Annotated in this window: 19 protein-coding genes; 12 read left to right on the top strand and 7 right to left on the bottom strand. The window is 61.3% G+C overall.

Going from position 1 to position 21,020, the window contains the following annotated elements:
• Nucleotides 1–26 precede the first annotated feature (26 nt).
• Nucleotides 27–791, bottom strand: coding sequence for a TOBE domain-containing protein (locus AACW30_RS00175; RefSeq protein ID WP_200622032.1), 765 nt, complete (start codon nucleotides 789–791; stop codon nucleotides 27–29).
• A 57-nt stretch (nucleotides 792–848) separates the two neighbouring features.
• Nucleotides 849–1,586 (bottom strand): ComF family protein, encoded by a 738-nt coding sequence (locus tag AACW30_RS00170; RefSeq protein WP_200622030.1) that lies wholly within the window; start codon nucleotides 1,584–1,586, stop codon nucleotides 849–851.
• 92 nt (nucleotides 1,587–1,678) lie between these two features.
• On the opposite strand from AACW30_RS00170, the gene bioB reads away from it, so the two are divergent.
• The 7 genes from bioB (at nucleotide 1,679) to AACW30_RS00135 (ending at nucleotide 8,808) form a co-directional block, all read left to right on the top strand.
• Entirely contained in the window at nucleotides 1,679–2,734 is a 1,056-nt protein-coding gene (gene bioB / locus AACW30_RS00165) for a biotin synthase BioB (protein ID WP_200622028.1), read from the top strand.
• A 156-nt stretch (nucleotides 2,735–2,890) separates the two neighbouring features.
• The gene (gene bioF, locus AACW30_RS00160) at nucleotides 2,891–4,072 is read left to right on the top strand and encodes an 8-amino-7-oxononanoate synthase (RefSeq protein ID WP_169367737.1); all 1,182 of its coding nucleotides are present in this window, start codon (nucleotides 2,891–2,893) and stop codon (nucleotides 4,070–4,072) included.
• Nucleotides 4,065–4,796: an alpha/beta fold hydrolase gene (locus AACW30_RS00155; RefSeq protein WP_179609915.1), complete on the top strand. Its 732-nt coding sequence runs from the start codon at nucleotides 4,065–4,067 to the stop codon at nucleotides 4,794–4,796. Before bioF ends, AACW30_RS00155 begins: the two co-directional genes overlap by 8 nt.
• Nucleotides 4,789–5,601: a malonyl-ACP O-methyltransferase BioC gene (bioC, locus tag AACW30_RS00150; protein ID WP_179609914.1), complete on the top strand. Its 813-nt coding sequence runs from the start codon at nucleotides 4,789–4,791 to the stop codon at nucleotides 5,599–5,601. The genes AACW30_RS00155 and bioC overlap by 8 nt, the downstream gene beginning before the upstream one ends.
• Entirely contained in the window at nucleotides 5,598–6,278 is a 681-nt protein-coding gene (bioD, locus tag AACW30_RS00145) for a dethiobiotin synthase (RefSeq protein ID WP_106575548.1), read from the top strand. Before bioC ends, bioD begins: the two co-directional genes overlap by 4 nt.
• A 106-nt stretch (nucleotides 6,279–6,384) precedes the next feature.
• Entirely contained in the window at nucleotides 6,385–6,666 is a 282-nt protein-coding gene (locus AACW30_RS00140; protein ID WP_200622026.1) for a pyrroloquinoline quinone biosynthesis protein PqqE, read from the top strand.
• A gap of 336 nt (nucleotides 6,667–7,002) precedes the next feature.
• Nucleotides 7,003–8,808 carry a phenylacyl-CoA dehydrogenase gene (locus AACW30_RS00135; protein ID WP_106575546.1) on the top strand — a complete coding sequence of 602 codons (1,806 nt, stop codon included), beginning with the start codon at nucleotides 7,003–7,005 and terminating at the stop codon, nucleotides 8,806–8,808.
• 76 nt (nucleotides 8,809–8,884) lie between these two features.
• On the opposite strand, the gene AACW30_RS00130 is transcribed toward AACW30_RS00135, so the two are convergent.
• Nucleotides 8,885–10,480 carry a hypothetical protein gene (locus AACW30_RS00130; RefSeq protein ID WP_200622024.1) on the bottom strand — a complete coding sequence of 532 codons (1,596 nt, stop codon included), beginning with the start codon at nucleotides 10,478–10,480 and terminating at the stop codon, nucleotides 8,885–8,887.
• 317 nt (nucleotides 10,481–10,797) lie between these two features.
• Between AACW30_RS00130 and AACW30_RS00125 the strand changes: the two genes are divergently transcribed.
• From AACW30_RS00125 to AACW30_RS00115, 3 genes are all read left to right on the top strand, one after another.
• The gene (locus AACW30_RS00125) at nucleotides 10,798–12,087 is read left to right on the top strand and encodes a GGDEF domain-containing protein (RefSeq protein WP_119737640.1); all 1,290 of its coding nucleotides are present in this window, start codon (nucleotides 10,798–10,800) and stop codon (nucleotides 12,085–12,087) included.
• Between the two features lie 90 nt (nucleotides 12,088–12,177).
• On the top strand, nucleotides 12,178–13,947 hold the full coding sequence (locus AACW30_RS00120) for an acyl-CoA dehydrogenase C-terminal domain-containing protein (RefSeq protein ID WP_200622022.1): 1,770 nt from the start codon (nucleotides 12,178–12,180) through the stop codon (nucleotides 13,945–13,947).
• A gap of 201 nt (nucleotides 13,948–14,148) precedes the next feature.
• Entirely contained in the window at nucleotides 14,149–15,927 is a 1,779-nt protein-coding gene (locus tag AACW30_RS00115) for an acyl-CoA dehydrogenase C-terminal domain-containing protein (RefSeq protein ID WP_200622020.1), read from the top strand.
• 226 nt (nucleotides 15,928–16,153) lie between these two features.
• Here AACW30_RS00115 and AACW30_RS00110 read toward each other — a convergent pair whose 3' ends face one another.
• On the bottom strand, nucleotides 16,154–17,053 hold the full coding sequence (locus AACW30_RS00110; protein WP_119737646.1) for a LysR family transcriptional regulator: 900 nt from the start codon (nucleotides 17,051–17,053) through the stop codon (nucleotides 16,154–16,156).
• Between the two features lie 209 nt (nucleotides 17,054–17,262).
• On the opposite strand from AACW30_RS00110, the gene AACW30_RS00105 reads away from it, so the two are divergent.
• Together AACW30_RS00105 and AACW30_RS00100 are read left to right on the top strand one after the other, a co-directional pair.
• Nucleotides 17,263–18,525 carry an aspartate aminotransferase family protein gene (locus tag AACW30_RS00105; protein WP_200622018.1) on the top strand — a complete coding sequence of 421 codons (1,263 nt, stop codon included), beginning with the start codon at nucleotides 17,263–17,265 and terminating at the stop codon, nucleotides 18,523–18,525.
• A gap of 181 nt (nucleotides 18,526–18,706) precedes the next feature.
• Nucleotides 18,707–18,865, top strand: a complete 159-nt coding sequence (locus AACW30_RS00100) for a YqaE/Pmp3 family membrane protein (protein WP_010207008.1) — start codon at nucleotides 18,707–18,709, stop codon at nucleotides 18,863–18,865.
• Between the two features lie 5 nt (nucleotides 18,866–18,870).
• Here AACW30_RS00100 and pqqE read toward each other — a convergent pair whose 3' ends face one another.
• The 3 genes from pqqE to pqqC are packed head-to-tail and all read right to left on the bottom strand — an operon-like array spanning nucleotide 18,871 to nucleotide 21,018.
• Entirely contained in the window at nucleotides 18,871–20,001 is a 1,131-nt protein-coding gene (pqqE, locus tag AACW30_RS00095; RefSeq protein WP_234452437.1) for a pyrroloquinoline quinone biosynthesis protein PqqE, read from the bottom strand.
• A complete protein-coding gene (gene pqqD, locus AACW30_RS00090) occupies nucleotides 19,994–20,269 on the bottom strand; it encodes a pyrroloquinoline quinone biosynthesis peptide chaperone PqqD (protein ID WP_017138041.1) in 276 nt (91 codons plus the stop codon). The genes pqqE and pqqD overlap by 8 nt, the downstream gene beginning before the upstream one ends.
• Nucleotides 20,266–21,018: a pyrroloquinoline-quinone synthase PqqC gene (pqqC, locus tag AACW30_RS00085; RefSeq protein WP_106575538.1), complete on the bottom strand. Its 753-nt coding sequence runs from the start codon at nucleotides 21,016–21,018 to the stop codon at nucleotides 20,266–20,268. Before pqqC ends, pqqD begins: the two co-directional genes overlap by 4 nt.
• Between the last annotated feature and the right edge of the window lie 2 nt (nucleotides 21,019–21,020).

Below are 21,020 nucleotides of genomic sequence, written 5' to 3'. Positions count from 1 at the left end.
TGTTGCAGTTTGAAGTAGCCCTCGCGCTACACCGGCGTGCCGAGCAACACGTTGCTGGGCGAGAACTGCACCTGAATTGGCTGGCCCTCGGCGGCCTTCAGCGCCTTGAGCGCGGCGGGCTGCGCCAGGGCGCATAAAACCTGGCCGTTGGGCAGGGTGATGCGCACCTCGCTGGGGCCGTCGTCGGCGTCGAGAATCGTCTCGATCACGCCGCTCATGCAATTGTGTCCAGGTGTTGCTACCTGCCCCAGGGCGAGCAATTCCAGCCAGCCGGCCTTGATCAAGGCGACCACTTCCACGCCGGTCTCCAGTTCCAGGCGCAGCGTGCTGTCGTGGGTGATCTGCGCGCTCAGGCTCAAGGCGCCCGACAGTTGCAGGCGGATCATGTCATTGCGGCCATGGCTTTCAATCGCGATGACCTGGCCGTGCAGTTGGTTGCGCGCGCTGGTGCGCAGCATCAGCCGGCCGAGCAGGTTGAAGTCGCTCGCGTCTTCGTCCGAGCCCAGCAACTGGGCCTGCAACACTTGCAAACGCTGGTAAAGGCGCAGCACGCGCTCACCCTCGGCCGTCAGCTTGGCACCGCCGCCGCCTTTGCCGCCGACGCTGCGTTCCACCAGGGGTTTTTGCGCCAGGTTGTTCAGTTCGTCGATGGCATCCCAGGCGGCCTTGTAACTCAAACCGGCGCTCTTGGCCGCGCGGGTGATCGAGCCTTGCTCGGCGATGTGCGCCAGCAAGGCGATGCGCTGGGGGCGGCGGATGATGTGTTGGCTGAGCGAGGTCGGCAGAGACATGTGGATACGCTTCGATAAGGTCAGCGGACGTTGCAGGCGTGGCGCACGCGAGTCAAGTCATGCCCCGGGTTTAGGTGTGCGTGCCAGGCAGTACACGTCGACTTGCCGCGCTCCCGCGTCCATCAACAACCGCGCCAGGCTGTGGGCGGTGGCGCCGGTGGTCAGTACGTCGTCGACCAGCGCCAGGTGGCGGCCTTGCACCTGGGCGTCGGGAGCCAGTGCAAACGCGGCCAGCAGGTTGCGTTTGCGCGTTTTGGCGTCGAGGGCTTGTTGCGCGACGGTTTCATGGGGGCGTAACAACAGATGGTCATCGTGCGGGATAGCAAGCTGTTCACTCAGCCAGCGTGACAGCATCAGCGCCTGGTTGAAGCCACGTTCGCGCAGGCGTTTACGCGCCAGGGGCACGGGCAGCAGGCAGTCGGGGCGCTCAAGTTCGGCGTTGTCAAAACGGTGTTGCAGGTGATGCCCCAGCAGGCGCGCGAGCAGATGGCCGAGAGGCCAGCGTGACTGATGCTTGAAGCGGCTGATCAGGGTGTCGACGGGAAAGCTGAAGGACCACGGCGCGACGACGTGTTTAAACGCAGGCGGGTTTTTCAGGCATTGGCCGCAAATCAAACCGCTGGTTGGCAGCGGCAAGGCGCACACCTCGCATTGTTCCAGCAACCATGGCAGCTCTGTTTCGCAGACGTTGCACACACAATCGGTCGATTCTGTGGCTTCATCGCAAATTAAACAGGTCTGGTTGTTTTTTAGCCAGATGTAAACCTCGTGTTTGTATCCAGGTTGACAGCGCATGAATCTTCCTTAAATATGCCGAGCATCCGTGTCGTGACTGTGGGTATTGCCCTTCCCGCAGCGAAAGCCCAAGCATAATCAAGGAATCGCCCATGAGCGCCAGCACCACTGCCAACCTGCGTCACGATTGGTCCTTAGCCGAAGTCAAAGCGCTGTTCGTGCAGCCTTTCAATGACCTGTTGTTCCAGGCGCAGACCGTGCACCGCGCGCATTTCGACGCCAACCGCGTGCAGGTGTCGACGTTGCTGTCGATCAAAACCGGCGCCTGCCCGGAAGATTGCAAATATTGTCCGCAGTCGGGCCACTACAACACTGGCCTGGAAAAAGAAAAGCTGATGGAAGTGCAGAAGGTCCTCGAAGAGGCCGCCCGCGCCAAGGCCATTGGCTCGACTCGCTTCTGCATGGGCGCCGCCTGGAAACACCCGTCGGCCAAAGACATGCCGTACGTGTTGGAAATGGTCAAAGGCGTGAAGGCCATGGGCCTGGAAACCTGCATGACGCTCGGCCGTCTCGACCAGGACCAGACCGAGGCCCTGGCCCAGGCCGGCCTCGACTACTACAACCACAACCTCGACACCTCGCCTGAGTTCTACGGTTCGATCATCACCACGCGCACTTACAGCGAGCGCCTGCAAACCCTGGCCTATGTGCGCGATTCGGGCATGAAGATCTGCTCGGGTGGCATCCTCGGCATGGGCGAGTCCCTCGACGACCGCGCCAACCTGCTGATCCAGCTGGCCAACCTGCCGGAGCATCCGGAGTCAGTGCCGATCAACATGCTGGTGAAGGTGGCCGGTACGCCGCTGGAAAACGCCGATGACATCGACCCGTTCGACTTCATCCGCATGCTCGCCGTGGCGCGCATCCTGATGCCGCAGTCGCACGTGCGCCTGTCGGCCGGCCGCGAAGCCATGAACGAGCAGATGCAGGCCCTGGCGTTCTTCGCCGGCGCCAACTCGATCTTCTACGGCGACAAGCTGCTGACTACCGCAAACCCGCAGGCTGACAAGGACATGCAGCTGTTTGCGCGCCTGGGCATCCTGCCGGAAGCCCGTGAAGAGCATGCCGATGAAGTGCACCAGGCGGCCATCGAGCAGGCGTTGGTGGAGCACAAGAGCAGCGAGCAGTTCTATAACGCGGTTGTTTGACGCCGATCCTCCTATTGGAATGCACTCCAAATGTGAGAGCGGGCTTGCTCGCGAATGCGGTGGATCAGTGAAAGATAGGTTGACTGACGCACCGTATTCGTGAGCAAGCCCGCTCCCACATGTTTGACCGAGTTCACCTGCTAATCCGAGGCCTGCATGTCTTTTGATCTCGCCGCGCGTCTCGCTGCCCGTCGTGCCGAACACCTTTACCGTCAACGCCCTTTGCTCCAGAGCCCGCAAGGCCCTGAAGTCGTGGTGGACGGCCAACCGTTGCTGGCGTTCTGCAACAACGATTACCTGGGCCTGGCCAATCACCCGCATGTGATCGAAGCCTGGCGCGCTGGTGCGTCCCGCTGGGGCGTGGGCGGTGGCGCGTCCCACTTGGTGGTTGGCCATGCCACGCCGCACCATGAACTGGAAGAAGCCCTGGCCGACCTGACCGGGCGCCCACGCGCGTTGCTGTTCACCACCGGCTACATGGCCAACCTCGGCGCTGTCACGGCGCTGGTGGGGCAGGGCGACACGGTGCTGGAAGACCGTCTCAACCATGCCTCGTTGCTGGATGCCGGTTTGCTCAGCGGTGCGCGGTTCAACCGCTATTTACACAACGACGCCGCCAGCCTGGCCAAGCGGTTGGAGAAGGCTACCGGCAACACGCTGGTGGTCACCGACGGCGTCTTCAGCATGGACGGCGATCTGGCCGACCTGCCCGCGCTGGCCCGTGAAACCAGGGCCAAAGGCGCCTGGTTGATGGTGGATGATGCTCACGGCTTCGGCCCGCTGGGGGCCACTGGCGGCGGGATCGTCGAGCATTTCGGCTTGAGCCAGGAGGATGTGCCGGTGCTGGTCGGCACGCTGGGCAAAGCCTTTGGCACGGCCGGGGCGTTTGTGGCGGGCAGCGAAGAGCTGATCGAAAGCCTGATCCAGTTCGCCCGGCCTTACATCTACACCACCAGCCAACCGCCGGCGTTGGCCTGCGCAACCTTGAAAAGCCTGGAGCTGCTGCGCACCGAGCATTGGCGACGCGAGCATCTCAATGGCCTGATCCGCCAGTTCCGTCAGGGCGCCGAACAGCTCGGCCTGGACCTGATGGACAGCTTCACGCCGATCCAGCCGATCCTGATTGGCGACAGCGCCCGCGCCGTGCGCCTGTCGCAGTTGCTGCGCGAGCGCGGCCTGATGGTCACCGCGATCCGCCCGCCCACCGTGCCTGCCGGCGGCGCGCGTTTGCGCGTGACGTTGACGGCGGCCCACAGCGCGGCGCAGGTGCAGCTATTGTTAAACGCATTGGAAGAGTGTTTCCGCTTGTTAGGCGCCACGGAGCCCGACCATGCGTGATCGACTGATATTGCTGCCCGGCTGGGGCCTTGGCGTATCGCCACTGGAGCCCTTGGCCGCAGCCTTGCGCGGCCTCGACGAACACCTGCAGGTGCAGATCGAGCCATTGCCAACGCTGCAATCGAGTGACGTGAGTGAATGGCTCGACGAACTCGACGCCACGCTGCCCGACAACGCCTGGCTGGGCGGGTGGTCCCTGGGCGGCATGCTCGCGTCGGAGCTGGCGGCGCGGCGCGGCGAACGTTGCTGCGGCTTGCTGACGTTGGCGAGCAACCCGTGTTTCGTCGCCCATGCCGGCTGGCCCAGCGCGATGCCGGCTGAGACATTCGATGCGTTTCTCGCCGGCTGCCATGCCGACTCCCAGGTCACCCTCAAACGCTTCGGCCTGCTGTGTGCAAAGGGTGCGCAAGACCCGCGCGGGCTCTCGCGTTTACTGGTCAGCGGCGCGCCGAATACGCCTTCCAGCGAATTGATGACCGGCCTTGAGTTGCTGGCTCAACTGGATACCCGCGAAGCTTTGCTCGGCTATCGCGGCCCACAGTTGCATCTGTTCGCAGGCTGGGATGGTCTGGTGCCCGCGCAGGCGGCTGGCGACCTGCTGGCGCTGCTCCCCGATGTAGAAATCGGCCTGATTGAACAGGCCGGTCACGCTTTTCTTCTGGAAGACCCTCACGGTGTAGCGGGGGCCATCCAGGCTTTTTTGCACGAGTGCGTTGATGACTGATTTATCCCACCCAACACTGCCGGGCGCCTTGCCGGACAAGCGCCAGGTGGCGGCGTCTTTCTCCCGTGCCGCCGCCAGTTACGACAGCGTGGCCGCGTTGCAGCGCGCCGTGGGCCACGAGCTGTTGGCTCGCCTGCCGACGGGCACCGCGCCGCAACGCTGGCTGGACCTGGGCTCGGGCACCGGTTTTTTCAGCCGCGTGCTGGGCGAGCGGTTGCCCGCCAGCCAGGGCGTGGCGGTGGATATTGCCGAAGGCATGCTCAACCACGCGCGGCCATTGGGCGGCGCCGAGCACTTTATTGCCGGTGATGCTGAACGCCTGCCGTTGCAGGGCAATAGTTGCGGGCTGATCTTCTCCAGCCTGGCGGTGCAGTGGTGTGCGAATTTCGACGCCGTGCTCAGCGAGGCTTATCGCGTGCTGCAACCCGGCGGGGTATTGGCGTTTGCGAGCTTGTGCGTGGGCACCCTGAGTGAGCTGCGCGAAAGCTGGCGGGCCGCGGACGGCCTGGTGCACGTCAATCGCTTCCGCACTTTTGAGGCTTATCAACAGCTGTGCGCCGCCAGCGGCTTGCGGGTGGTGAGCCTGGAGCGCCGGCCGCACGTGTTGCATTACCCGGATGTGCGCAGCCTGACCCATGAACTCAAAGCATTGGGCGCGCACAACCTCAACCCGGGCCGCCCGGGAGGGTTGACGGGGCGCGCAAGGATTGTTGCACTGGTGGACGCTTACGAGCAGTTCCGTCAGGCCCAAGGCCTGCCCGCCACCTACCAAGTGGTGTATGCCGTACTGGAGAAACCTCTATGAGCGCCGCTTACTTCATCACCGGTACCGACACCGATGTTGGCAAGACCACCATCGCCGCCGGCCTGCTGCACGCCGCAAGGCTTGCGGGTAAAAGCACCGCCGCTGGCAAGCCCGTGGCTTCGGGCTGCCAGGTCACCCCCAAAGGATTACGCAATGCCGACGCCTTGGCGCTGTTGGCTGAGTGTTCGTTGCCGTTGAGCTATGCCGAGGTCAACCCGGTGGCGTTCGAACCCGCGATTGCGCCGCACCTGGCGGCGCGGGAGGCGGGCGTGGCGTTGACGGTGCAATCGCTGTTGAAACCGATGCAGCAGATTCTGGCGCGGCAGGCGGATTTCACCTTGATTGAAGGCGCGGGCGGCTGGCGGGTGCCCCTGGCCGATCAGGACAACCTGTCGGACCTGGCCAAGGCGCTCAAGCTGCCGGTGATCCTGGTGGTGGGCGTGCGTCTGGGCTGTATCAGCCATGCGTTGCTCACCGCAGAAGCCATAGCGCGAGACGGTTTGCCGTTGGCAGGCTGGGTGGCGAATATCATCGACCCCAAGACCTCTCGTCTGGAAGAGAACCTCGCCACCCTGGCTGAGCGGTTACCGGCGCCTTGCCTTGGGCGCGTGCCGAAACTCAAGCAGGCCAGCGCCGAAGCCGTGGCCGAATACCTGGAACTGGACCTGCTTGACTGATTTTGGCTATCGCTAAGGCATTATGCCATTAGTGTTTTTGACGGGCGTTTTGCCGGGATGTCTGCTTCAATTCATGTTCACGATTCTCTAAAGGCAGGCTTACGCCATGGAAATCTCTGGAAGCAGCGCGTTTTATTCGGGGCTGAGCACGATTCAGGCCGGGCAGAACCGCGTCGACCAGGCGGCCGGTAAAATCACCGGCGCCGCGACCACCCAGCCCTCAGACGCACAAAGTGACCGTCTACAAGCCAACGACCGCGCCCAGCCATCCAACTCGGCGAGCAACATGGTTGAAATGGCCCAAGGCAAGTTTCAAGTCGAGCTGGGCGCTAAAGTCGCCAAGGCTTCGGACGAAATGCTGGGCACGCTGATCGACACCTACGCTTAAACCCCCTCTTTGCAGGTATGCCGGCGCTTCTGTGGGCACTGGCTTGCCTGCGCTAGCTTCTATTCGGTCCCCTTGGTACACCGCGGCGCCTGTATCGCAGGCAAGCCAGCTCTCTATTTGTCCTGCTTCTTCTGACTGATCTTCTACACCCCTCAATCATGTGGCGCCTTGCCGCAGGCGTTGCCGTGCCTGATGTTGATCCGCGTCATGACAAATGGCAGCGGGACGATGCTTGACAACCCCAGGTCGTAAACGTATGTTTCAAACACCTGTTTGACCGCCACAACGCATCCACGCGGTTGTTCATCCCAGATACATCAGCAGAGGTTTATCGCTATGCCTGACTACAAGGCCCCCTTGCGTGATATTCGCTTCGTTCGTGACGAACTGCTCGGTTATGAAGCGCACTATCAGAGCCTGCCGGCTTGCCAGGACGCTACCCCGGACATGGTTGACGCCATCCTCGAAGAAGGCGCCAAGTTCTGTGAGCAAGTGCTGGCACCGTTGAACCGCGTGGGCGACATCGAAGGCTGTACCTGGAGCGAGTCAGGCGTTAAGACCCCAACGGGTTTCAAAGAAGCCTACAAACAGTTCGTTGAAGGCGGCTGGCCAAGCCTGGCCCACGACGTGGAGCACGGCGGCCAAGGCCTGCCGGAGTCCCTGGGCCTCGCAGTCAGCGAAATGGTAGGTGCTGCCAACTGGTCGTGGGGCATGTACCCGGGCCTGTCGCACGGTGCGATGAACACCATCTCCGAGCACGGCACCCCTGAGCAGCAAAATGCCTACCTGACCAAACTGGTCTCGGGCGAGTGGACCGGCACTATGTGCCTGACCGAACCCCATTGCGGTACCGACCTGGGCATGTTGCGCACCAAGGCCGAGCCTCAGGCCGACGGTTCCTACAAAGTCTCCGGCACCAAGATCTTCATCTCGGCCGGTGAACACGACATGGCCGACAACATCGTCCACATCGTGCTGGCTCGCCTGCCGGACGCACCGGCTGGCACCAAAGGCATTTCGCTGTTTATCGTGCCCAAATTCCTGCCAAACGCAGACGGTTCGATTGGCGAGCGCAACGCGGTGTCCTGTGGTTCCCTGGAACACAAGATGGGCATCCACGGCAACGCCACCTGCGTGATGAACTTCGACGCGGCCACCGGTTTCCTGATAGGCCCGGCTAACAAAGGCCTGAACTGCATGTTCACCTTTATGAACACCGCGCGCCTGGGCACTGCCCTGCAGGGCTTGTCCCACGCCGAAATCGGTTTCCAGGGCGGCCTGAAATACGCTCGCGATCGCCTGCAAATGCGTTCGCTGACCGGCCCGAAAGCACCGGACAAAGCCGCTGACCCGATCATCGTGCACCCCGACGTGCGCCGCATGCTGCTGACCATGAAAGCCTTCGCCGAAGGCAACCGTGCGATGGTGTACTTCACCGCCAAGCAAGTGGACATCGTCAAATACGGTACCGACGACGAAGCGAAGAAGCAGGCCGATGCCCTGCTGGCCTTCATGACTCCGATCGCCAAGGCGTTCATGACCGAAGTCGGTTTTGAATCCGCCAACCACGGCGTGCAAATCTACGGCGGCCACGGCTTCATTGCCGAGTGGGGCATGGAACAGAACGTTCGCGACAGCCGCATTTCGATGCTGTACGAAGGCACCACCGGTATCCAGGCGCTGGACCTGCTCGGCCGTAAAGTGTTGATGACTCAAGGCGAGGCGCTCAAGGGCTTCACCAAGATCGTGCACAAGTTCTGCCAGGCCAACGAAGGCAACGAAGCGGTCAAAGAATTCGTCGCACCGCTGGCCGCACTGAACAAGGAATGGGGCGAGTTGACCATGAAGGTCGGCATGGCCGCGATGAAAGACCGTGAAGAAGTCGGCGCTGCTTCGGTGGATTACCTGATGTACTCCGGCTACGCGTGCCTGGCTTACTTCTGGGCCGACATGGCACGCCTGGCGGCCGAGAAACTGGCGGCCGGCACCACCGAAGAGGCGTTTTACACCGCCAAGCTGCAGACCGCGCGCTTCTACTTCCAGCGCATTCTGCCGCGTACCCGCACTCACGTTGCAACCATGCTGTCGGGCGCCAACAACCTGATGGACATGAAAGAAGAGAACTTCGACCTGGGCTACTAAGCCTCGGCGGGTTCATGAAAAAGCCGCCGCTCTTTCGGGAGCGGCGGCTTTTTTGTGGGGGTCAGCAACGCGGCGCTTAAGGTGTCGGGATAAAAGGCGCGCCGTCGCAGTAGGTGTTGCCCGGCAAAACGCCCCTGACTGGAATGTCCGTCGGTGGCGACTGAAGCAATTGCCCGGCGGCATTCTGCGTCGTGTAGCTGAGGTACATGATGCCCCTGCCGATCACCCGCATGGTGGCCGAATACTGCAGGTACACGGTTTGCCCGGTGGTGGAAGCCGAGGCAGCCCACACAATCGGGAACGTCAGTGGGGGCGCAATGGGGATTGAACCGTCATCCTGACGGCTCATTACGCACGTCAATGTTCCCGCCGTGTTGGCACGCAACAGCGCAGAGGGCGGGATAAATACACCGATAGACCGGTTTAGAAAGGTCAGGCTCGTAGGCTGTGGCGAGGCGCAGGTGAGATTGCCGCCGATAAGGTTAAGCACCTGCGGCTGCGCCAGCGTCATCAGCGGCGAGAAGTTCAGGATGATATTCCTGATAGGTCCCTCCACGAAGGTGGTCCCCCGGGTGATCCGGAATTTTATCTGGGTGGGCGTGTTGTTGCTGGCGGCGCCCGGAAGGATGGCCAGTAATTGCGCCGTCGTGATCACAAGGCGCAGCGGCAGTGGTTGGCCCACGTAAACCACAGGTGGCGCCAAGACGGTATTCGTGCCCACGACAACGGCCACAGCGTCGTTGATCTGCAAATTGGTGACACTGTCCAGCCAAACCTCCATCCCGCCTTGCCCGCTCAAGTCGATATCGGCCTGAGTCACCGTGTTGTCGGGCGCAATCGCCTGTGTCACGCGCGGAGCGGCAATGTTTGAAGGGGTCAGTTGCAGCGCGACCCGGAGTTCCAGAATCAACGAATCACGAGAGCGGTTGCCCAGTCGGTCCAGGAAGCGGTAGGTCAGTTGCATGAGGCCGTTGCCGCGTTCGCGAATCACGGAGGCCGGTATGGAGAGCACGCGCGGGGCCGGATAGTCGGGCAAGGTAACAGGGCCTGGAAGTGCAAACGGAAACTGCATGTGCCGGTCGGTAATGCCGTAGTAGGGAATGACCCTCAGCGCGACCTGGGTGTTGATCTCTGCGTGCTCGGGAATCCGGAAGACAACCGGGTCATTGCTGGCCAGATACTCTTCGGTAATCATCGCAGTCGCCAGGTTCAATGGCAGCAGCGGGGCCGGCGGTGTGATGGTCAGGTAACCAAAAGGTGGCGTTTTATGCACCCGCAGCGGCGTGCTGGCAGTGGCACACAGCACGTTGTCGCCGGCTTCCAGGATGTAGGTCAGCAGATAATCGCCCTCACTGCTCACGAAGCGGCGCGGCACTGGCATCTCAATGTCTGCTGTGGGGTAAGACGGCAACCGGAGGTACGCGATGACTTGGTGTTCATGCGGCGGGGGCAGTTCGGCGTACACCCGGATAGTGGGCTGGGCCCCGGCAGGCCCGGGCTGCGGCAACGCTGGAATCCGAATGCGCAGGTCACGTTCAGCCGTCGTCAGAGGCACCATGCCGCCCGTCCCGGGCAGAGCATCCACCACGATCAGGGGCGGCAGCGCGGGTATTGCGTTACGAATCAGGAACTGAGAGCTGGTGCTCACGAGTTCGGATACCAAGGTTTCCATGAGGGTCACTCCCATCGTGTTTAAGGGACACTCCCTGTCCCGAATACTCGCTGGGCGGTATTGAGTGGTACGCGCAAGTAAACATGCCAATTCCCTCGACGACTACTGTCATAACTGACAGTACGAGGTGGCCTGCGCATTGCATCCGCCTCTTTTATCGCGCAATGGCATGTAAAAAAAACCGCAGCGCAACACTCAGGGATTAGGCCGAGCGGCCGTTAAAGTGATGGCAATGTGATACACCTCACATTGAATGTGCTTAACTGTGCGCAGTGAAGGCACTGTGCCATCTTTTTGAGTGGGTCGGAGCTTTACCCTTGTCACGCGCGTCCGCTGTACGTTTCAGTCATTTCCTACCTTCACTGCTGTTACTGCTGGCGGGGCTGTCGGCTGCGTACGTGAAGGACCTCAATGTGTTCTTCACCTCGCTTTTCAACGTGCTGCCGACCTTGGTGCTGCTGCTGGGCGGCTCGTATTGCGCGGTGTATCGGCGCCAGCGTGAACTGTTTCTGATGATCACGGTGTACGTCGTTTATTTCCTGTTGGACACCCAGACCGATTACTACCGCGACAATGGCCGAGTCCGGGAAGACGCAGCGGTGGTGTTTCATCTGTGCTGCCTGTTGCTGCCGTTATTGTTCAGCATCTACGCGCTGTGGCAGGAAAAAACCCACCTGTTTCGCGATTTCGTGGCCCGTTGCGCCGTGCTCATCGCAGTCGGCAGCGTGGCCCTGGCGCTTGAGCAAAGCTTCCCGCAAGCCCTGTTGAGCTGGCTGGCGGAGATTCGCTGGCCGGCCTTGCACGGCAGCTGGATGAGCCTGATCCAGTTGTCGTACCCCATGTTCCTGATTGGATTTGTCACCCTGGCGGCGCAGTACTGGTATCAGCCGCGCCCGTTGCATGCCGCGCAACTGGTTGGCTTGCTCGGGCTGTTCTGGATGTTGCCGCAGACCTTTATCCTGCCCTTTACCCTGAACATCATGTGCAGCCAGGTGATGCTGATGATCGCCGCGGGCGTGGCGCATGAGGCGTATCAAATGGCCTTCCGTGACGAACTGACCGGCTTGCCGGGCCGCCGCGCGCTCAACGAACGCATGCAGCGCCTGGGGCGCAACTATGTGCTGGCGATGAGTGACGTCGATCACTTCAAGCGTTTCAACGACACCCACGGTCATGACGTCGGCGACCAGGTATTGCGCCTGGTCGCCAGCAAGCTCTCCAAGGTCAATGGCGGCGGGCGTGCCTACCGCTACGGCGGTGAAGAGTTTGCGGTGGTCTTCGCCGGCAAGACGCTGGATGAGTGCATGCCGCACCTCGAAGAAATTCGCGAGATCATCGCCCACTACGACATCAAGCTGCGCAACCCCGACCGCCCTCATGACGACCAGCAGGGCCGCCAACGCCGCGCGGGCAGCGGCGCGTCGAGTGTGTCGGTAACCGTCAGCATCGGTGTGGCCGAGCGCCAGGCCGAACAGCGCACCCCGGAAGAAGTGCTCAAATCCGCCGACGAGGCGCTTTATGCTGCCAAGGGCGCCGGGCGTAACTGCGTGGTCGCGGCGGGGCAAACCCGGCGTGGCGCGGTGCGCATGGCGAGTGCTGCCGGTTGAGTGATGGCGACGTATTCAGCGGTTCTACAGTGATTGTCCGAGACCGTGGCCGGCAGTAGGTTTAAACTATCTGCTGCCGGAGACATCGCCATGCCTGAGTACAAAGCTCCCCTGCGCGACATGCGCTTTCTGATCGACAACGTGTTTGATTTCCACGGCCACTACGCGGCCCTCGGCGCCACAGACGCCAGCCCGGATATGGTCAGTGCGATCCTCGAAGAAGGCGCCAAATTCTGCGAAAACGTGCTTGCGCCGCTTAATCGCAGCGGCGATGAGGAAGGCTGCCATTTCGACAATGGCGTGGTCACCACACCCAAGGGCTTCAAGCAAGCTTTCGCCCAGTACGTGGAAGGCGGCTGGCACGGCGTGGCAGCGGACCCCGCCTACGGTGGGCAAGGCTTGCCGCACTCGCTGGGGCTGGTGTTGAGCGAAATGATCGGCTCCAGCAACACGTCCTGGGGCATGTACCCGGGGCTGACCCATGGCGCAATGTCGGCGATCCACGCCCATGGCACCGAGGAGCAGAAAGCCACCTACCTGACCAAACTCACCGCTGGCGAATGGACCGGCACCATGTGCCTGACCGAAGCCCACTGCGGCACCGACCTGGGGCTGATCAAGACCCGCGCTGTGCCCCAGGCCGACGGCAGTTATGCGGTCACCGGCAGCAAGATCTTCATCTCGGCCGGCGAGCATGACCTGAGTGCGAACATCATCCACTTGGTGCTGGCCAAACTGCCGGATGCGCCGGCGGGCACCAAAGGTATCTCGCTGTTTATCGTGCCCAAGTTCCATGCCGACTCGGGTGAGCGCAACGCGGTGCACTGCGGCTCCATCGAGCACAAGATGGGCATCAAGGCCTCGGCCACGTGCGTGCTCAACTTCGACGGTGCCAAGGGGTTTCTGATTGGTGAGGCGAATAAAGGCCTCAACTGCATGTTCACCATGATGAACCACGCACGGCTGGGGACTGGCATGCAGGGCCTGTGCAATGGCGAGGCGAGCTTTCAGGGCGCGGTCAAATACGCCAATGATCGCCTGCAAATGCGCTCGCTGACCGGCGCCAAAGCCCCGGAAAAGGCCGCCGACCCCATCATCGTGCACGCTGATGTACGCCGCATGTTGCTGACCATGAAAGCCTTCAACGAAGGCAACCGCGCGCTGGCGTATTTCACCGCGCAATTGCTCGACACCGCGCACCTGAGCAACGACGCGGGCCAGCGCCAGGAGGCTGAAGACCTGTTGGCGTTTCTCACGCCGATCTGCAAAGCCTTTATGACCGACACGGGCCTGGAGGTGACCAACCACGGCATGCAGGTATTCGGCGGTCACGGCTATATTCGCGAATGGGGCATGGAACAGCTGGCACGCGATGCGCGGATCGCGCCGATCTATGAAGGCACCAATGGCATCCAGGCGCTCGACCTGCTGGGGCGCAAGGTGTTGGGTAGCCAGGGCAAGCTGCTGCGTGGTTTTACCAAAATCGTGCATAAATTCTGCGCGGCAAATGCCGAGCACCCGCAGCTCAAGGCCCATGTGGCGCAACTCGATCAACTGAACCAGCAATGGGGCGAGCTGACAATGAAGGTCGGCATGGCCGCCATGAAAAACCCCGACGAAGTGGGCGCGGCGGCTGTGGATTACTTGATGTACAGCGGTTACGTGATCCTGGCCTACCTGTGGTTGCGTATGGCCATCGCGGCTCAAGCACACGACGACACCGAGTTTGCCCAGGCTAAGTTGGCGACCTGCGACTTCTACTTCAAGCGTTTGCTGCCGCGCACGGCCACGCACCGGGCCGCGGTGGAGGCGGGCAGCGAGTGCCTGATGAGCCTGCCTGCTCAGTTGTTTGCACTGTAGGCGGCTGATTGTTCTGCAGGTAACTGCGTGCGGGCTTGTGTGGGAGCAGGCAAGCCAGCTCCTGCATTAGATCTGTGCGTGACTTATAAATACTTAATAGTCACGAACGGACCCTATGTGTCTGAAAAGTTGTTCGGGTACACTCGGAGCCTGTAAAACCGATCCTACCGACTTACTTTTCACGTTCTCACGAGGTTTGCCATGGCTGATTACAAAGCGCCGCTGCGTGATATGCGCTTCGTCCTCAACGAAGTCTTTGAGGTCGCCACGACTTGGGCCCAATTGCCGGCATTGGCAGACACCGTGGATGCCGAAACCGTCGAGGCGATCCTTGAGGAAGCCGGCAAGGTCACCGCCAAATCCATCGCACCGCTGAGCCGCAATGGCGACGAGCAAGGCTGCCGTTGGGCCGATACCGTGGTCAACACGCCGGATGGTTTCCCCCAGGCCTACAAAACCTACGCCGAAGGTGGCTGGGTGGGTGTAGGCGGCGACCCTGTCTTTGGCGGCATGGGCATGCCCAAGGCGGTGTCGGCCCAGGTCGAGGAAATGATCAACTCGTCGAGCCTGGCGTTCGGCCTGTACCCGATGCTGACCTCTGGCGCCTGTGTGTCGATCAACACTCACGCCAGTGAAGCACTCAAGGCCACCTACTTGCCGAAGATGTATTCCGGCGAGTGGGCCGGCTCCATGTGCCTGACTGAAGCACACGCGGGCACCGACCTGGGAATTATCCGCACCAAGGCTGAGCCGCAGGCGGACGGTTCCTACACCATCAGCGGCACCAAGATCTTTATCACCGGTGGCGAACACGACCTCACCGAAAACATTATCCATCTGGTGCTTGCCAAGCTGCCGGATGCGCCGGCCGGTCCCAAAGGCATCTCGCTGTTCCTGGTCCCCAAGTTCATGGTCAATGCCGACGGCAGCCTGGGCGCGCGTAACCCGGTGAGCTGTGGCTCGATCGAACACAAGATGGGCATTCAGGCGTCTGCGACCTGCGTGATGAACTTCGACGAAGCCGTGGGTTACCTGGTGGGCGAGCCGAACCGTGGGTTGGCGGCAATGTTCACCATGATGAATTACGAGCGTCTGGGGGTGGGTATCCAGGGGCTGGCATCCGGCGAGCGCTCTTATCAGAACGCGATCGAATATGCGCGTGATCGCCTGCAAAGCCGTGCACCGACCGGCGCCCAGGCTAAAGACAAGGTGGCCGACCCGATCATCGTGCATCCGGACGTGCGCCGTATGCTGCTGACCATGAAGGCTGCGAATGAAGGCGGTCGCGCGTTCTCCACGTACGTGGCAACGCAATTGGACATCGCCAAGTTCAGCGAGGACGCCGCCGCCCGTGAGCGTGCGGACAATCTGGTGGCACTGTTGACGCCCGTCGCCAAGGCGTTCCTCAGCGACCTGGGCCTGGAAACCACCGTGCTCGGTCAGCAAGTGTTTGGCGGCCACGGCTACATTCGCGAGTGGGGCCAGGAGCAACTGGTGCGTGATGTGCGCATCACTCAGATCTACGAAGGCACCAATGGCATTCAGGCGCTGGACTTGATGGGCCGCAAGATTGTCGGCAGCAACGGCGCGTTCTATACCTTGTTCGCTGACGAGATCCGTCAGTTCATTGCCACCGCGGGCGCCCAACTGGGTGAGTTCACCCGTCCGCTGAGCGCGGCGGTGGACAACCTGGATGAGTTGACCGCCTGGGTGCTGGACCGCGCCAAGACCAACCCGAATGAAATCGGTGCAGCGTCGGTGGAATACCTGCACGCCTTTGGCTACATGGCGTACGCCTATATGTGGGCCCGCATGGCGAAGGCTGCGTGGGGCAAAGAGTCGGAGGAAGACTTCTACGCGAGCAAGCTGGGCACGGCGCGTTTCTACTTTGCGCGCCTGCTGCCGCGTATCCATTCGCTGAGTGCGTCGGTGAAAGCCGGTAGCGAATCACTGTTTTTGCTGGATGAGGCACTGTTCTAAGGGCTTGGAGGGCGTGTAAGCATTCTCTTACATGACGTGCTGCTATTCGTCCTCTATCGCCAAATTGGATCCACGGATAATCTACTTCACATGGACGTCGCGCAGGAAGCGCAAAGCAACAACACGGACACGTAGGATTCTGCCAGGACGGCGGAGTGAAATGGATGTCAGGGAAACAGTCTGCAAAACCCCGCTTCGGCGGGGTTTTCTTTTGCCCGCGAAAAAGTCAGGCAGGCGCCTGCGGGGCATTCATCACGTCTTCCAGCAGCGTGCGCAATAACGCCACCGTTGCTTGCTGGCGCTGTACATCGCGGCACACCAGGCCCACTTTCAGCGCCACCCTGGGCTCGCTCAAGGGTTTCCACAGCAGCGCCTTGCTGTTGTGCTCATCCTGGGAGCGCCCGGGCAGTACCGTGGCCAGTTTGGTATGGGGCAGGCTGTCGAGAATCCCGACCATGGTATTCAGTTCGGCCTGCACCTGTGGGCGGCGCCCGAGGTTGGCGAGCTGGCCCTGCCAGATCTGCCGCACCTGAAACTCCTCTCCCAGTAGCAGCATCGGTAATTCGGCCGCCTGCTTCAGCGAAACCTTCTTGAATTCGCGCAGGGGATGGTCTTCGGGGATTACCACCTTCAATTCGTCTTCATACAACAGCACGCCGTGCAGCCCTGGCTGGCGCGGCGGCAGGTAGCTGATGCCGATGTCCAGCGAGCCATTGAGCAAGCGCCGTTCAATCTCCAGGCCGGTCAATTCGTAGATCTGCACCACCAGATGCGGCTGGGCCTTGCGCACGCGCTCAAGCATTTGCGGGACCAGGCTGGTGTGCACCGTTTGTAGCACGCCGATGGCCAGAGTGCGCATGGCCTGGCCCTTGAAGTTGCGCAAGGCTTCGACGGCTTGTTGCATACCGTCGAGCAGCGGCAATGCGTGGTTGTACAAGGTATGCGCGGCCAGCGTCGGCAGCAGGCGCTTGCTGCTGCGCTCGAACAGGCTCACATCCAGGTTCTGCTCCAGTTGGCGAATCTGTTGCGACAGGGCTGGTTGTGAGATCGACAGACGCTCCGCAGCGCGGCCCACATGGCCTTCCTCATACACCGCGACGAAATAACGCAGTTGCTTGAAATCCATAAGACTTACTTATCGAAAAAGCTGGAAAATCGAAATGGCCGGTGGGCCCCGAGACGCCTAGTCTAGCGCCTATTCGCAAGGCTTACAGGGCCGGATCTGGCAATGAATAGCGTTTATGTTGATGGCGTTTACATAGGCAAGACAAAAAACCTCAAGGCAGTCTTTGTAGAGGATTACGACCAAGGTCAGGTTGCCATCGGGGGTGAGGTGTGAATCTGTTTCGCCGCCCTGCACCAAGTCTGGACGATCTGATCCTCGACGCGCCGCACGAGGATCTGCCCAGCGATGCCCTGATGCCCACCGTTGCAAGGCCTGCGCAGGTCTTCGTGCGCGGCCAGGGCTCCTGGCTCTGGGACAGCGAAGACCGTGCGTACCTTGATTTCAGTCAGGGCAGCGCCGCCAACAGCCTGGGCCACAGCCCGCAGGTGCTGGTCAAGGCCCTCGCCGATCAGACTCAGGCGCTGATCAACCCCGGCAATGGCTTGCACAATCGCCCCCAACTGAACCTTGTCGACCGGTTGTGCCATCACACGGGCAGTGATCAGGGATACCTGCTTAATAGCGGCGCTGAAGCCTGCGAAGCTGCGATCAAGCTGGCGCGTAAATGGGGCCAACAGCACCGCGGCGGCGCGTACCACATCATCAGCGCCAGCACCGGTTGCCATGGCCGCAGTTTCGCGGCGATGGCGGCTTCGACGGGGGCGGGTGGCAACCGTTTTGAACCGCAATTGCCGGGTTTCAGCCATGTGCCTTTCAACGACCTGCCTGCGTTGCACGCGGCGGTGGATGCGCAGACCGTGGCCATCATGCTGGAGCCGATTCAGGGCGCAGCCGGCGTTATCCCCGCCACCGAGCACTACCTCAAAGGTGTTGAACGCCTGTGCCGCGAGCTGGGAATCCTGCTGATTCTCGATGAAGTGCACACCGGGATCGGCCGTTGCGGCACCTTGCTCGTCGAACAACAGTACGGCGTGCGCGCCGACATCATCACCCTTGGCAAAGGCCTGGGCGGCGGCGTGCCGTTGGCGGCCCTGCTGGCGCGCGGCAAGGCCTGTTGCTTCGAGGTGGGCGAGCTGGATGGCACCCACCATGGCAACGCGTTGATGGCAGCGGCCGGAGAGGCGGTACTGAAGACGGTGGTGGAGGAGGGCTTTCTGGAGCAGGTGCGCGAGTCCGGCCTTTACCTTGGCGAAGGCCTTGCCCGCCTGGCTTATCGCTACGACCACGGTCAATTGCGCGGCCATGGCCTGATGTGGGGCCTGACGTTGTCGGATGATTCTGCAGATGCCGTCGTAAAAGCAGCATTGCACGAAGGATTGATCCTTAACGCCCCGCAACCCAACTGCCTGCGCTTCACCCCAGCCTTGACGGTCAGCAAAAGCAATATCGACGAAATGCTTCTGCGCCTGGCTCGCGCCTTCTCCCGAGTGCGCACCGCGCAGTTGCAATGCCGCAAGGGCATCGCCGTTTAACCCACATTCCAGAACCGTCTCGCGGCCTACGCGGCGCCCTCAGCCTGATTCTTTTGGCTGGGGGCGTTTTTTTGTCTGCGCACTTCAAGGTGGCCCAGTGCCAGATCCCACTGAACCCTCACGAATGCTCAAGGTCGATTAGCTACACGGCTCACACGAGCCGACTTTCTGGAGCTGACCCATGGACATCATTCGCATCATCATCGCCATTCTGCTGCCGCCACTGGGTGTGTTCCTGCAAGTGGGTTTCGCCGGCGCGTTCTGGCTGAACATCCTGCTGACCCTGTGCGGTTACTTCCCGGGCATCATCCACGCCGTGTACATCATCGCCAAACGCTAAAACCGTCAGCCTTTTGCAATGAGCCGCGAGTTGCGCTCGTTGCGAAAGGCCAATTGCTCGATGGTTTGGGTGGCGTGCTCGGCTTCTTCCCGCGCTTGCAGGATGATGCCGTGCTGCTCGGACTTGCTGCACACCGGGTCGGCGTTGCTCGCGTCCCCCGTGAGCATGAACGCCTGGCAGCGGCAGCCGCCGAAGTCCTTTTCCTTTTCATCGCATGAACGGCACGGCTCGGGCATCCAGTCGTAGCCGCGAAAGCGGTTGAAACCAAACGAGTCGTACCAGATGTGCTGCATGCTGTGGTCGCGCACGTTGGGAAATTGCACCGGCATTTGTCGGGCACCGTGGCAGGGCAGGGCAGTGCCGTCCGGCGTTACTGTAAGAAAGATACTGCCCCAGCCGTTCATGCAGGCTTTTGGGCGTTCTTCGTAGTAGTCCGGTGTAACGAAGATCAGCTTGCACGGGTGACCTTGGGCTTCGAGCTTGGTCCGGTATTCGTTGGTGATGCGTTCGGCGCGCACCAGCTGTTCTTTGGTCGGCAACAACCCCACACGATTGAGCTGCGCCCAACCGTAGAACTGGCAGGTAGCAAGCTCGACGAAGTCTGCTTCCAGTGCGATGCACAGTTCGATGATGCGGTCGATCTTGTCGATATTGTGCCGATGCGTGACGAAGTTCAGCACCATCGGATAGCCATGCGCCTTCACCGCGCGGGCCATTTCCAGCTTTTGCGCGAAGGCTTTTTTCGACCCGGCCAGCAGGTTGTTCACTTGCTCGTCGCTGGCTTGGAAGCTGATCTGGATATGGTCCAGGCCGGCTTTCTTGAAGTCGCTGATTTTCTGCTCGGTGAGGCCGATGCCGGAGGTGATCAGGTTGGTGTAGAAGCCCAGCTTGCGCGCTTCGGCAATCAGTTCGGCGAGGTCCTGGCGTACCAGCGGTTCACCGCCGGAGAACCCCAGTTGTGCCGCGCCCATCTCCCGGGCTTCGCGAAACACTTTGATCCATTGCTCAGTGCTCAGCTCCTTGCCCTGCTCGGCGAAATCCAGCGGATTTGAGCAGTACGGGCATTGCAACGGGCAACGGTAAGTCAGCTCGGCGAGCAGCCACAGCGGCAGGCCAACAGGTGGCTTTTCAGGCAAGTTCGATCCAGTGCTCAGCACGGGCGACCTCCATGAAATCCTCGATGTCTTGACCGAGTTCAGGTACGCCGGGGAATTGTTTATCCAGCTCAGCGATGATGGCAGCCACGTCGCGTTCACCATCGATCAGACCACCGATCAACGCGGCGCTGTCGTTGAGCTTGATCATGCCTTCGGGGTAGAGCAATACGTGGCCTTTTTGCGCGGGCTCGTACTGGTAGCGATAGCCCTGGCGCCAGGTCGGTGTTCTGCTGCGATCAAAGCTCATAGGGTGATCCCTTTATGCCATACACGCTGATCAGTCACGCTGTGATACGGCGGGCGGTTCAGTTCGTAGGCCATGCTCATGGCATCCAGCATGCTCCACAAAATGTCGAGTTTGAACTGGAGAATCTCCAGCATGCGCTCCTGACCTTCGCGAGTGGTGTAGTGCTGCAACGTGATCGCCAAACCGTGCTCCACATCGCGACGGGCCTGGCCCAGGCGAGTGCGGAAATACTCATAACCGGTTGGGTCGATCCACGGATAGTGCTGCGGCCAGCTGTCGAGGCGCGACTGGTGGATCTGCGGCGCGAACAGCTCGGTCAACGAGCTGCTGGCGGCTTCTTGCCAACTGGCGCGGCGGGCAAAGTTGACGTAGGCATCCACGGCAAAACGCACGCCGGGCAGCACCAGTTCCTGGGACCGCAGCTGGTCCGGGTCCAGACCAACGGCCTGGCCCAGACGCAGCCAGGCTTCAATGCCGCCGTCTTCGCCGGGGGCACCGTCGTGGTCGAGCAGGCGCTGGATCCATTCGCGACGGATTTCACGGTCCGGGCAATTGGCCAGGATCGCGGCGTCTTTCAGCGGGATATTCACCTGATAGTAGAAGCGGTTGGCGACCCAACCCTGGATCTGCTCGCGGGTGGCGCGGCCTTCATACATCGCCACGTGGTACGGGTGATGGATATGGTAAAAGGCGCCCTTGGCACGCAAGGCATGCTCGAACTCGGCGGGCGTCAGCGGTGTGTCAGTCATGT

It is taken from the genome of Pseudomonas sp. MF6747 (genome assembly GCF_963890955.1).
Lineage (GTDB): Bacteria > Pseudomonadota > Gammaproteobacteria > Pseudomonadales > Pseudomonadaceae > Aquipseudomonas.
Note: the sequence above shows the minus strand (reverse complement) of the source record. Positions and strands in the feature narration are given on the sequence as shown.

What these genes read in the sequence shown, in the direction of transcription:
- pqqD (WP_017138041.1), bottom strand. Translation starts at nt 20,269, where the DNA reads ATGAGCTTTGATCGCAGCAGAACACCGACCTGGCGCCAGGGCTATCGC.
- AACW30_RS00155 (WP_179609915.1), top strand. Translation starts at nt 4,065, where the DNA reads ATGCGTGATCGACTGATATTGCTGCCCGGCTGGGGCCTTGGCGTATCG.
- AACW30_RS00115 (WP_200622020.1), top strand. Translation starts at nt 14,149, where the DNA reads ATGGCTGATTACAAAGCGCCGCTGCGTGATATGCGCTTCGTCCTCAAC.
- AACW30_RS00175 (WP_200622032.1), bottom strand. Translation starts at nt 791, where the DNA reads ATGTCTCTGCCGACCTCGCTCAGCCAACACATCATCCGCCGCCCCCAG.
- AACW30_RS00170 (WP_200622030.1), bottom strand. Translation starts at nt 1,586, where the DNA reads ATGCGCTGTCAACCTGGATACAAACACGAGGTTTACATCTGGCTAAAA.
- bioD (WP_106575548.1), top strand. Translation starts at nt 5,598, where the DNA reads ATGAGCGCCGCTTACTTCATCACCGGTACCGACACCGATGTTGGCAAG.
- bioC (WP_179609914.1), top strand. Translation starts at nt 4,789, where the DNA reads ATGACTGATTTATCCCACCCAACACTGCCGGGCGCCTTGCCGGACAAG.
- AACW30_RS00120 (WP_200622022.1), top strand. Translation starts at nt 12,178, where the DNA reads ATGCCTGAGTACAAAGCTCCCCTGCGCGACATGCGCTTTCTGATCGAC.
- AACW30_RS00110 (WP_119737646.1), bottom strand. Translation starts at nt 17,053, where the DNA reads ATGGATTTCAAGCAACTGCGTTATTTCGTCGCGGTGTATGAGGAAGGC.
- pqqC (WP_106575538.1), bottom strand. Translation starts at nt 21,018, where the DNA reads ATGACTGACACACCGCTGACGCCCGCCGAGTTCGAGCATGCCTTGCGT.
- bioF (WP_169367737.1), top strand. Translation starts at nt 2,891, where the DNA reads ATGTCTTTTGATCTCGCCGCGCGTCTCGCTGCCCGTCGTGCCGAACAC.
- AACW30_RS00130 (WP_200622024.1), bottom strand. Translation starts at nt 10,480, where the DNA reads ATGGAAACCTTGGTATCCGAACTCGTGAGCACCAGCTCTCAGTTCCTG.
- bioB (WP_200622028.1), top strand. Translation starts at nt 1,679, where the DNA reads ATGAGCGCCAGCACCACTGCCAACCTGCGTCACGATTGGTCCTTAGCC.
- AACW30_RS00140 (WP_200622026.1), top strand. Translation starts at nt 6,385, where the DNA reads ATGGAAATCTCTGGAAGCAGCGCGTTTTATTCGGGGCTGAGCACGATT.
- AACW30_RS00135 (WP_106575546.1), top strand. Translation starts at nt 7,003, where the DNA reads ATGCCTGACTACAAGGCCCCCTTGCGTGATATTCGCTTCGTTCGTGAC.
- AACW30_RS00100 (WP_010207008.1), top strand. Translation starts at nt 18,707, where the DNA reads ATGGACATCATTCGCATCATCATCGCCATTCTGCTGCCGCCACTGGGT.